The sequence below is a fragment of the Verminephrobacter aporrectodeae subsp. tuberculatae At4 genome, assembly GCF_000193225.1.
Classification (GTDB): domain Bacteria; phylum Pseudomonadota; class Gammaproteobacteria; order Burkholderiales; family Burkholderiaceae_C; genus Acidovorax; species Acidovorax aporrectodeae.
The window spans coordinates 1-9,911 of the sequence record NZ_AFAL01000110.1 but is presented as its reverse complement, the minus strand read 5'-3'; the positions used below and the strand labels follow the sequence as shown (position 1 = coordinate 9,911).

Here is a 9,911-nt window from a genome sequence, read left to right as displayed (position 1 = left end):
AGTTGGGGGATCAGTTCCTTGAGCGGGGTGCGGATCAGGTATTCGCGCGCTGCGGTGAGCACGCGCAGGTATTTGTCCGCAGCCTCGAAGTACAGCACGTCGGCCACGGGCACCATATGGATCCGGCTGCCGCTGCTCGCCTGGATGAACGCGAGCGGCGCTGCTGCCGCCGCCGGCGCGGCGCCGGCCAGGCCCGGCGTTGCCAGCAGATGGCGCAGTTGCGCCATGGTTGCTTCCAAATCAATGGCGTTGGACGCTCGGGGCATGCGGTTCACCAGTGCGTGCCGGAGTCTTTGCACGGTTCCTTGCAGCCGCGCCGTTTGCACGGGCTTGAGCAGGTAGTCCATGGCCTGCGCTTCAAATGCCTGCACGGCGTACTGCTCGTACGCGCTCACGAACACCAGCGCCGGAAATGGGCGTGCGGCGGGGTCGGGCCAGGCGTCGGCCAGTTGCACGGCGGCGTCGAGCCCGCTTTGGCCGGGCATGCGGATGTCGAGGAACAGCACGTCGGGGCGCAGCGCGAGCGCCTGGCGTACGGCCGACAGCCCGTCGCTCACGCTGGCGACGATTTGCAGGTCGGGCCAGGCGCGGGCCAGTTCCTGTTGCAGTGCGGCGGCAAGCAGGGGCTCGTCTTCGGCAATCAGTGCGCGGGCTGTGGGCGGGGTCATGGGGTCCGATTCGTATTCGAGAACCCGAAATCAATGAGATGCGCAATGTCTTCCCGGGTTTCGTCGAGCTGTACGAACGTTGCCTGGCGCGCAGCCAGGGAATCACGGTTGAGCAACGCGGTCAGTATGGCCTTGTGTCTGGGCAAGGAAAGCGCGTGGGCGTCGGGATGTTGGTTGCTGAGCTTGATGGACTCTCTGAGTGCCAATGAAAGCATGTTTCCGATGTAGGCCAGCAGGTCATTGCCGGTGGCCTCGGCGATGCGGCGGTGAAACGCCAGATCCGGCTCCAGCAGTTCCTCGGGTGTGCGCGCCGACTCCATGTCCGCATACGCTTGCGCGATGCCGTGCAGCGCCTCGGGGGTCGCCACCTTGGCTGCCAACGCGGCAACTGCGGGCTCGAAGACGTGCCGGACCGTGAGCAAGGTTTCAACGAACTCGGGCTGGGGCTTGGTCTGGATCAACCAGTACAGCACGTCGGGGTCCAGGAGATGCCAGTCACTTCGCGCGCACACGATGGCTCCGGCCTTCTGTTTCGGGACCACCAGACCCTTGGCAACCAGAACCCGGGTGGCTTCGCGCAGTACGGGGCGGCTCACGTCGTATGCCGTGCACAGGGAGGCCTCGGCGGGAAGCCTCGTGCCTGGCTTGTACTCACCGGAGACGATGCGCATGCCCAGATCCCGGACGATCCGGGCGTGCATGCTTTTGCGCTCCGGGGGCCGGCGGTAGCCGAGGTTGCTGTTTGGCGTATTCATGGGGAGGGGCAATCGGATGGAATCCGCCGGAGCATACCCACCCGGTGCTGCGCTTGCCGTGGCTCACGCCGGCTTGGTATTGCGGGTGACGATCACGTTCCAGGATCCGGGCCGAAGGCGTGCGGTGACGCGGTGGCCGTCGATCTGTACGTTGGCATTCGGTTGGGGCGCTACGTTGTCTGGTGCCGCCTTGGTGTTGCTTGCCTTCATGTCCGCGTGGTGGAGTTCCGACGCATCGACCAGCCGCTGCTGATCGCCCAGTCCGCGCAGTTCGATGGAGATTTCCTGCGTGTCGCTCAGGTGCCGATTGAGCGCGAAGATGGCGGTCTGACCGGTTTCATCGTCGTGCACCACGCTGGCGCACAGATAGGCAATCTCCGGGAAGGTCTTGGCCTGGTACGCGGGGGAATGGATGACCGGTCGCAGAACACGCCCGCGTGCGTAGCGGGAGGCCTGCGCGAACGGGTGGAAGATGGTCTGGCGCCATGCCGCGCCGCCTGGTTCGGTCATGATGGGGCCGATCACGTTCGCCAACTGGGCCAGGCAGGCGGTTTTGACACGGTCTGCGTTGTTCATCATCACGATCAAGGCGCCCCCCACGGCGAGCGCATCCTCCTGGTTGTAGACCTCCTCGACGAGGCGGGGGGCCTCGGGCCAGCCGGGCTTGCGCCGATGGTCGATGCTGCGCGCCTTGTACCAGACGTTCCACTCGTCCACCGACAGCATGATTCGCTTCGTCGAGTGCTTGCGTGCGGCGACGCTGTCGGCCACTGCGGCGACCTCCCGGATGAAGAGCTCGGTCTGCTCGATGTTGCCCAGGAATTCGGCGGTCGAGTCGTGCGGATTTTCGAAGTAGGTATGCAGGGAGATGAAATCGACTTCGTCGAAGCAGTGCCCGAGCACCGTGTCTTCCCAACTCCCGAAGGTGGGCATGTCGTGCGTGGAGGAGCCGCAGGCCGCCAGTTGCACGCGGGGGTCCACCATGCGCATGAGCTTGGCGGTTTCCTTTGCGATTCTTCCGTACTCGTCTGCCGTTTTCTGGCCAATCTGCCAAGGGCCGTCCATCTCGTTGCCCAGGCACCAGAATTTGATGTCGTGTGGCTTCTCGTAGCCGTGCTCGCGGCGCAGGTCGGACAGCCGGGTTCCCGTCGGGTGGTTGCAGTATTCGAGAAAGTGGCGTGCCTCGTCGGGGCCACGGGTGCCCAGATTCACGGAGATCATGGGCTCGGTCCCCACTGCACGGCACCAGTCCAGAAATTCGTTCGTGCCGAACTGGTTGGTCTCCGTGCTGAACCAGGCCAGGTCGAGCCGCCTGGGGCGCTGGTCCTTGGGGCCTACGCCATCCTCCCAGTTGTAGCCGGACAGGAAATTGCCGCCAGGGTAGCGCACGATGCTCACGCCAAGCTCGCGGCTCAGCGCCATGACGTCGCGCCGAAATCCTTGCCCATCCGCAGTGGGGTGGCCGGGCTCATAGATGCCGGTGTACACGCACCGGCCCATGTGTTCGACGAAGCTGCCGAAAATCCGGCGGTCCAAGTTGGATACGGTGAAGTCGCGGTCGACGATCAGTCGGGTGGAGATCATGGTGGGGGTCTTTCCATCTTTCAGCGAACGCTGTCGAGCAGTTTGTTGACACGGGTTTCAGCGGCTTCCTGCACCTGCGCCACCGGCTTCTTGCTGAGCAGCATGTTGCCGATCTCCTGACCCAGGATGGTCTCGATGGCGCGCTGACGGGGGATGCTGCCGGGCATGCCGCGGCCGGTCGTGGCGATCTCGGTGATATTGCTTCGCATGGGCAGACTCTTGAACGCGGCACCTTCGATGACGGTGCGATTCGCCGGCAGGTGGCCCGTGCGCGCCCATTCGCCGTTGTTCTCCCACAGGAACTTCATGAAGTGCAGCGCTGCCTTGCGCTGGGCCTCGTCCTTGGCGCCGCCCCGGAGCATGACCCAGGTGTGGCCTCCGGCAAACACGGCCTTCTTCGCGTAGAGCTGTGCGAACGGAACCACCGTGTAGCCCTTGTAGAGCGGAGACTCGACCTTCTCCGACTGGACGATGAAGTCGTCGATCTTCCAGGTGCCAACCACCACGACGCCGGCTTGCCCGTTGACGAAAGTCTGGTTCGCAGCGCCGTAGTCCAGGTTGGGTGCCACCAGGCCTTCGCTGTAGAGCTTGCGCATCAACTCGAGCACTTGTGTGGCTTCCTTGCTCTTCACGTTCAGGCGCGGCTTGCTGCCGGCGCTGAAGAGATCGGCATCCTGCTGGTAGAGCAGGGAGAGGAAACTGCGCACGTTGGCCGCGTCCGAGTTCGTTGCAGCCCATGCGAAGTAGGGCTTTCCGGTCGCTTGCCTGAACTGGCGCGCCTGCGCCAGGAGTTCTTCAGGCGAGGTCGGCAGCACGGGCGAGCCGTTGGTCCTGGTCAGGCCCGCCTTGTGCATCAGGTTCAGGTTGATGTGCCAGAGCCAGGACCATGTGTCGAAGGGCAGCGCATAGGTCTTGCCGCCGATCACCGTTCCCTTCTTCGCATGCTCGGTGAAGTCGCTCGTATGGATGCCGACCGATTGGAAGCCGTCGTCCAGGGGATCGACCAGCTTTCGTCCAACGTAATCGCCGAGCGACGAATCATGCATCACGGCCACGGTCGGCACGTCCCGCGCCACGATGCGGGCCGTGAGCTGGTCGTAGTAGGGGCCCCACTCGACGATCTGTGGCTTGACGACGATGTTCTCCTTGTTGGTCGCGTTGAAGTTGTTCACCAGCGTGGTGATGATTCCGCACTCGCCGCGGGCCGCCTTGAAGTCGGTCGATTTTCCGTAATCGGCCTCGCAAGAGCCAAAGAAGCGCGCCAAGGTGATCTCGACTTTTTGCTGCGCAAGGGTTGGCGCGGACAGGCCTGCGGCGAGCGCGATCCCGGCGGCTGTTTTTCTGAGGATGGAATGCATGGGCGGGTCTCCTGGTTGGAATGGTGGATTGCACTGGATGCGCCGTCATCGCATGGGCCTTCCAGCCACCGCAGCGACGATGTACTTCTGGAAAAACAGGTAGAGCACGAAGACGGGCAGACCTGCGAAGACGGCCTGCGACATCAGGTAGCCGATGCCCTCGGACTGGGCGAAGTTGGTCTGCGTGGACGCGAGACCGAGCGTGAGCGTGTACATCTGCGGCCGGGACGCCGAGATCAGCGGCCACAGATAGTCATTCCACGCGTGCAGGAACGTGAAGATGCCCAGCGTGGCCTGCGCCGGCAACGACAGCGGAAGGATCACGCGCAGGAAGATCTTCAGGCGCGAGGCGTTGTCCAGCATCGCTGCCTCCTCGATGTCGCGCGCAATGGCCTGGAAGTACTGCGTCATCAGGTACACGCCGAACGGCGTTGCCAGACGGGGCAGTACCAGCGCGGAGTACGTGTTGTGCAGGCCCAGGTCAGCGAAGATCGTGTGCAGCGGCACGATGATGGCCTGCTCGGGAACAGCCAGACCCGCCAGCACGACAAGGAACACGGCGTTCTTGCCAGGGAACTCGGTGCGCGCGAACCCGTAGCCAGCCAGCGAGGCGAGAACCAGCATGGCGAATGTCTGCACCCCGGCCACGATCATGCTGTTCAGCGTCCAGCGGAACACGGACGAGGTGCCGATGATGTCCGCGTAGTTCCTGAGCGTGAACGGGGGCGAAAACATCACGTCCGTGTGCACGGTCAGGAACTCGTTCGGCTTGAACGAGAGCGCGAATACCCAGATGAGTGGAGTGATCCAGAGAATCGCCAAAACGATGACCGCGCCAAGGATCATCCTGTTTCCCCACTGGGGACCCGCCGTGTTTTGCATGGATGCTCTCCGATTCACTGCGCTTCCTTGCGACGGGCCCAGACCTGCGCGGCCATGGCGATCAGCATGATCGCGAACAGCACCTGGGAGGCGGCAGCAGCGTAGCCGAGGGTCCAGTGCTGGAAGCCGGCCTCGTAGATGAACTGCACGATGGGTCGCGAACTGTCGTTGGGCCCGCCTTGCGTCATGAGGTGGGCTTGGCCGAACATCTGGAACTGCAGGATCACTTCGACGATGGCGACCAAGGCCACCGTGCGCCGGATCGCAGGCAGTGTGACGTGTCTGAGCGTGCGCCAGCGGCTGGCGCTGTCGAGGGCCGCGGCCTCGTAGACCTCGTGCGGGATCTGTTGCAGCGCGGCCAGGAACAGCATCATCGGCAAGCCAATGATCCACCACACGGTGACGACCACGATCATGGGCAGCGCCCACGTTTCGGACGTGAGCAGGGAAACGGAGGGCAGACCGAGCGCATGCGTCATGTTCGCCAGGAGCCCCTGATGCGGCATGAGCACGAGCTTCCAGACCAGCGTCACGATGGTCACGGACAGGACGGACGAACCGAAGAAGATGGCCCGCAGGGTTGCGGCAACCCGCCCGGGGCGGTTGAGCGCCAGAGCCAGCGCCAGGCCCAGGGCGACGAAAACGGGTGTGGACATGAGCACGAAGGCGAACGTGTTTCGCACAGCAGTACGAAATATGGCGTCGGCCCATAGTTCATGGTAGTTGCGCAAGCCAACGAACTCTGCGCTGTGCGACAGCATGTCGACTTCCTGCAGGCTGATCCAGAGCCCCTTGGCGAGTGGTACCACGAGAAGCAGTCCGTACACGACCAGAAAGGGAGCGATGAACAGTGCGTTGCTCCAGTGCGCGCCAGCGCGTGCGCCCGGGGAGCGGTGTCGCGTGGACGCAGCGGCCGCAGTGGCCGCCGAGAGGGCTGTGGCGCTCATGCAGTGGGCTCCGGAAATCCCTCTCTGCCCTTATCCCCGTGGGGAGGGAAGGGATGCATCCATGGTGTCTTGGCGGCGTGGTGGGCCTTTCCGCTGTGGTCAAAGAGATGCGCCGCCGAAGCGTCCAGCCGCAACCCCACCACGTCGCCCGCGGCGATATCGCTGTCGCGCGGCGCATGGGCGACGACCGTATCCCCCGACCTGAGCGCAATATGCGCGTGCGTCTGGTCGCCCAGTCGTTCGATCACCTCTGCTGTGCCGACGAGCGCGCCCGCGCTCTCCGGGTCGGCCAGCGAGAGGAACTCGGGGCGAACGCCCAGTTCCAGTTGGGCACTGTCTGGCAGGCCCGCTTCGGGGACCGTGGTCTGAACCAGCGTGCCGTCGGGCAAGCGCACTGCCGCGCGGCCTGCGGCACCTTGCCCGCGCGTGACCTCCAGGAAATTCATCGCGGGTGAGCCAATGAACGAGGCGACGAAGCGGGATGCCGGGTTGCGGTAGATCTCCATCGGCTTGCCGATCTGCTCGATGCTCCCCTGCTTCATCACGACGATGCGGGTGGCCAGAGTCATCGCCTCGACCTGATCGTGCGTGACGAACACCATGGTCGACTTCAGGCGCCGGTGCAGCCTGGCGATTTCCACGCGGGTGCGCGCGCGCAGCGCCGCGTCGAGGTTGGACAAGGGCTCATCAAACAGGAACGCTGCGGGTTCCTTCACCACCGCACGGCCGATGGCCACGCGTTGCCGCTGTCCGCCGGACATCTGCGCCGACTTGCGCTTGAGCAGTGGCTCGAGTTCCAGCATGCGCGCAGCCTCTTGCACGCGCCTGTGGATTTCGTTCGCGGGCATGCCCACGTTGCGGAGCCCGAACGCCATGTTGTCGTAGGCAGTCATGTGGGGGTAGAGGGCGTAGTGCTGGAACACCATGGCAACTTGGCGTTCGCCCGGAGGCAAGTCGGTCACTGTCCGCCCGCCGATGCGAATTTCACCGCCGGACACGGGCTCCAAGCCGGCGATCATCCGCAGGAGCGTGGACTTCCCGCAGCCCGATGGACCCAGGAATACAAGGAACTCCCCGGGATCGACCGTCAACGTGAGATCTTTGATCACATCGACGCCGCCGTAGCGCTTGTCGATTCCGGTGAGTTGGATGCCTGTCATATCGTTCTCCAGCCGTCGCTTGGCATGCGTTGGCTGGAGAAAATATAGTCATACTTAACCATGGAAACATCCGGATAAACCCCGCTGTACATGGTTTCTTGGACCGAATGTAGTATGACTACATGCCCGAGCGCCGTGTGGTCGTGTGTGGCCGTCTGTGCGCGCTTTCCCCCCGTGACTCAGCGCGGACGTGTCGAGGGGGCAGGGGCCGGATGCAATGGAAAACGGACGCTGGCGCAGGTTCCTCCGGCGCGCGAGGCCAGCAAATCGAGAGTGCCTGCGGTGCCGTGCAGGGTGCTTAGCCGCTCGCGCACCTGCGCCAGGCCAAAGCCTTGGGCCGGGATCGGGTGGCAGGCCTGCGCCGCTGTCGTGGACCTCGATCAGCAGCTGCGGGCCGGGGCAGGTGCTGGCGCGCACGCTGACGTGGCCGCCCTCCACCCGGGGTTCGATGCCGTGGCGGATGGCGTTTTCCACCAGCGGTTGCAGCAGCAGGGGCGGCACGGGCGTGTCGCGCAGGGCCTCGGGCAGGTCCAGCGTGTAGCTCAGGCGCGGCCCCATGCGCACGGCCATCAGTTCCAGATAGTCGTGCAGGCGCCCGAATTCGTTGGCCAGCGGATGCTCCGTACCGCGCGACGCGCCGAGCGTGGCGTGCAGGTAGGCGATCATGCGGTCGAGCATCTCCTGCGCGCGTGCCGGGTCGGTGTCGATGAGCACGCGCAGGTTGGCCAGCGTGTTGAACAGCATGTGCGGCTCCAACTGCGTCTCCAGCAGCCTGAGCCGCGCCTCGGTGGCCTGGGCGTGCGTCTCGGCCATCCTGGCCTGCATCCATGCGTTGCGGCCATTGTTGTAGAAGTAATAGATACCGGTGATGCTGGCCAGCAGCGAAATGCCGATGGAGATGCGCAACTGCGCGCGCGCCGCCACGTCCCACGTGGACCAGCCGCACCACCAGTCGGCCAACTGGACGCCGCCCAGATAGCCCAGGATGGTGCCCGCCACCGGCAGCAGGATGCCCGCAATGCCCGTGGGCCAACCCCGGCCTGCGCTCGACGGGAAGAGGTGGTGTCCGAAATAGATGAGCGCCCAGGTCAGCATGCCGATGGCCAGCGAGTAGCGCAAGGGGATGCCGTAGCCCATCTCGGGGCGGAACGCGTATTGGATGGCCGCGATGATCAGGCAGAAGGCGATGGTTTGCAGGAAGCGGCGCAGTGCGTTGAGCCAGTCGATGCCCATGGCGCTGCCGCGCGGGCCGCCGGCCTTGCGCAGCAGTTGGTCGATGGCGTCAGGTGTCATGGTGCCGAGTTTTCGGGAGGCTGGGAATGGAGACGAACGGTGGCTCTTTCGCGGTTGCAACCCGTCAACCAAGGCAGGGTTCGGGCGGCTTGGGCGCGTGCATCCATTCTCCCCCGCGTGTGCGCAATATGTTCGCGACGATGCACGAAATAAAACACGGGATGGGACACGCCGCAGCGCGGGAATCGGGTCGCAGTAGCATTGCTGGCGCTGTGCTCCGGGATCCATCCGGATGGGGGCCAGCGCCAAACCAAAGGAGAAAAATAATGAATGATCGGTCACCGACGCAGCAGGCCACGCATTGGCTCACGGGTCTTGAACGTGCCCTGGCGCAGGGCGATGTTGCGGCAGCCGTCGCGTTGTTTGATACCGACAGCTACTGGCGCGACCTGCTTGCGTTCACCTGGAACATCAAGACCTGCGAAGGCCCGGCCGCGATCGCCGACATGCTGGCTGCCGTACTCGATGGGCTGAAGCCATCGAATTGGCGCATCGAGGGCGAGGCCAGCCAGGACAATGGTATGACCGAGGCTTGGTTCACTTTCGAGACGGCGCTTGCCCGGGGGCGGGGCCTGCTGCGCCTGCGGGGCGATAAATGCTGGACCCTGCTCACGACGATGACTGAACTCAAGGGCCTGGAGGAGCGCAAGGGCCCGACGCGGTCGATGGGCACCACGCATGGCGTCGTCCCCGGGCGCAAGAACTGGATCGAGCGCAGGGCCGAGGAAGAGGCCGCGCTGGGTGACAGCAAGCAGCCCTATTGCCTGATCATCGGTGGCGGTCAGTGCGGCATTGCGCTGGCTGCCCGGTTGCGGCGCCTGGACGTTCCGACCATCGTCGTCGAGAAGCACGCCCGCGCCGGCGATAAGCGGCGTCACCGTGGCGCAGATCAGGGAGCACTCCGTGCGCCTGAGCGATGGCGATGAGTTGCCGGCGGACCTCATCGTCTATGCCACCGGTTACGGATCAATGAATGAGTGGGCTGCCCAATTGATCTCCAGGGAAGTCGCCGACAGGGTCGGCAAATGCTGGGGCCTTGGCTCCGGCACCACCAAGGACCCCGGCCCCTGGGAGGGGGAACTGCGCAATATGTGGAAACCGACCCGGCAACCGGGTCTGTGGTTCCATGGCGGCAACCTGCATATGTCGCGCCATTGTTCGCAGTTCCTGGCGCTGCAATTGCAGGCCCGCATGCACGGTATCCCGACGCCGGTCTACGGCATGGGCGAGGTGCACCACCTCAGTTAGTCTTACTGTGTCACAA

10 protein-coding genes are annotated in these 9,911 nt (G+C 64.4%); 2 read left to right on the top strand and 8 right to left on the bottom strand.

Annotated features, from left to right (window positions below):
• The 8 genes from VTU_RS0104490 to VTU_RS25670 form a co-directional block, all read right to left on the bottom strand.
• The coding region (locus VTU_RS0104490; RefSeq protein ID WP_010101237.1) for a LytR/AlgR family response regulator transcription factor at positions 1–668 on the bottom strand (668 nt) is incomplete at its 3' end.
• Positions 665–1,423, bottom strand: coding sequence for a FadR/GntR family transcriptional regulator (locus VTU_RS0104485; protein ID WP_010101236.1), 759 nt, complete (start codon positions 1,421–1,423; stop codon positions 665–667). The genes VTU_RS0104485 and VTU_RS0104490, both read right to left, overlap by 4 nt.
• A gap of 63 nt (positions 1,424–1,486) precedes the next feature.
• The gene (arfA, locus tag VTU_RS0104480) at positions 1,487–3,007 is read right to left on the bottom strand and encodes an arabinosylfuranosidase ArfA (RefSeq protein WP_010101235.1); all 1,521 of its coding nucleotides are present in this window, start codon (positions 3,005–3,007) and stop codon (positions 1,487–1,489) included.
• Between the two features lie 20 nt (positions 3,008–3,027).
• On the bottom strand, positions 3,028–4,365 hold the full coding sequence (locus VTU_RS0104475; protein WP_010101233.1) for an extracellular solute-binding protein: 1,338 nt from the start codon (positions 4,363–4,365) through the stop codon (positions 3,028–3,030).
• Positions 4,366–4,410: 45 nt separating this feature from the next.
• A complete protein-coding gene (locus VTU_RS0104470) occupies positions 4,411–5,247 on the bottom strand; it encodes a carbohydrate ABC transporter permease (protein ID WP_029554104.1) in 837 nt (278 codons plus the stop codon).
• A gap of 14 nt (positions 5,248–5,261) precedes the next feature.
• The gene (locus VTU_RS0104465) at positions 5,262–6,194 is read right to left on the bottom strand and encodes a carbohydrate ABC transporter permease (protein ID WP_010101228.1); all 933 of its coding nucleotides are present in this window, start codon (positions 6,192–6,194) and stop codon (positions 5,262–5,264) included.
• Positions 6,191–7,354 (bottom strand): ABC transporter ATP-binding protein, encoded by a 1,164-nt coding sequence (locus VTU_RS0104460; RefSeq protein ID WP_010101226.1) that lies wholly within the window; start codon positions 7,352–7,354, stop codon positions 6,191–6,193. Before VTU_RS0104460 ends, VTU_RS0104465 begins: the two co-directional genes overlap by 4 nt.
• A gap of 54 nt (positions 7,355–7,408) precedes the next feature.
• Entirely contained in the window at positions 7,409–8,647 is a 1,239-nt protein-coding gene (locus VTU_RS25670; protein ID WP_010101224.1) for a sensor histidine kinase, read from the bottom strand.
• A gap of 266 nt (positions 8,648–8,913) precedes the next feature.
• Here VTU_RS25670 and VTU_RS0104450 point away from each other — a divergent pair, with 266 nt between their 5' ends.
• Entirely contained in the window at positions 8,914–9,573 is a 660-nt protein-coding gene (locus VTU_RS0104450) for a nuclear transport factor 2 family protein (protein ID WP_010101222.1), read from the top strand.
• Positions 9,551–9,895 (top strand): hypothetical protein, encoded by a 345-nt coding sequence (locus VTU_RS35825; protein ID WP_010101221.1) that lies wholly within the window; start codon positions 9,551–9,553, stop codon positions 9,893–9,895. Before VTU_RS0104450 ends, VTU_RS35825 begins: the two co-directional genes overlap by 23 nt.
• The last annotated feature ends 16 nt before the right edge of the window (positions 9,896–9,911 follow it).

What these genes read in the sequence shown, in the direction of transcription:
- VTU_RS0104485 (WP_010101236.1), bottom strand. Translation starts at nt 1,423, where the DNA reads ATGAATACGCCAAACAGCAACCTCGGCTACCGCCGGCCCCCGGAGCGC.
- arfA (WP_010101235.1), bottom strand. Translation starts at nt 3,007, where the DNA reads ATGATCTCCACCCGACTGATCGTCGACCGCGACTTCACCGTATCCAAC.
- VTU_RS0104475 (WP_010101233.1), bottom strand. Translation starts at nt 4,365, where the DNA reads ATGCATTCCATCCTCAGAAAAACAGCCGCCGGGATCGCGCTCGCCGCA.
- VTU_RS0104470 (WP_029554104.1), bottom strand. Translation starts at nt 5,247, where the DNA reads ATGCAAAACACGGCGGGTCCCCAGTGGGGAAACAGGATGATCCTTGGC.
- VTU_RS0104465 (WP_010101228.1), bottom strand. Translation starts at nt 6,194, where the DNA reads ATGAGCGCCACAGCCCTCTCGGCGGCCACTGCGGCCGCTGCGTCCACG.
- VTU_RS0104460 (WP_010101226.1), bottom strand. Translation starts at nt 7,354, where the DNA reads ATGACAGGCATCCAACTCACCGGAATCGACAAGCGCTACGGCGGCGTC.
- VTU_RS25670 (WP_010101224.1), bottom strand. Translation starts at nt 8,647, where the DNA reads ATGACACCTGACGCCATCGACCAACTGCTGCGCAAGGCCGGCGGCCCG.
- VTU_RS0104450 (WP_010101222.1), top strand. Translation starts at nt 8,914, where the DNA reads ATGAATGATCGGTCACCGACGCAGCAGGCCACGCATTGGCTCACGGGT.